Annotated in this window: 1 protein-coding gene; it reads left to right on the forward strand. The window is 47.8% G+C overall.

The features are described 5' to 3' along the window. Positions 1-139: 139 nt before the first annotated feature. Entirely contained in the window at positions 140-652 is a 513-nt protein-coding gene (locus AN477_RS03505; RefSeq protein ID WP_054967798.1) for a hypothetical protein, read from the forward strand. The last annotated feature ends 19 nt before the right edge of the window (positions 653-671 follow it).

The following is a 671-nucleotide window of genomic DNA, read 5'->3' on the forward strand; positions in this document are numbered from 1 at the left end:
TTGAGATTCAGTACAATGCACCGTTGCCGTTTGATAAAGCACTCACATTGTTTGGCGGACCTGTTCTCAGTGCAACCGTCCCGATGACCACGCAAGCATCTTATTGGAACGAGGTGCAGTACACGGGGGCAAACCCAAGATGAAGACGGCACAATGCTCTATGAAACGTTTCTACCAATTTTTACGCGGTGAAGATGGATATACGGTTGCATTAAATCTCACGTTTCTCTTCGTCACTTTAGGTATGGTGATGCTCGCCATTTTGATGTGGTTTGGCACTGCGATGACCGCTTACGCCTCTCTCAGAAATGCCGCGACGAGTGCTGCATTTGCAGCACAAGCTCAGGTGTCGCAACAAAATTCTGGTTCCGGGACAGGGTTTTCAACGGGCGTCAATTGGGTGCTTCAAAACGACTATCAAAGTGCCGCAAATACGCTGTTTGAGACCCAAGTGTCCAACCTTCACTTGGATAGTGCGTTTACAAACTTACAGTGTTCCACGAGTTCGAATGGCAATCAAATTATCGTGACTGTGACTGGCTCATACTTGCCTTTGTTTTTGCAGAAGGTTTCTCAAAGGTATCCCGTGATTGAGGCACTGTCTGTTCCCATGAAGTCGACGGTGTCTGAAGAGTACAAGGTCGTAGGTTAGAGGGGGTGTTAAGCGATGG

The organism is Paenalicyclobacillus ferrooxydans, assembly GCF_001399675.1.
Taxonomy (GTDB): Bacteria; Bacillota; Bacilli; order Alicyclobacillales; family Alicyclobacillaceae; genus Alicyclobacillus_B; species Alicyclobacillus_B ferrooxydans.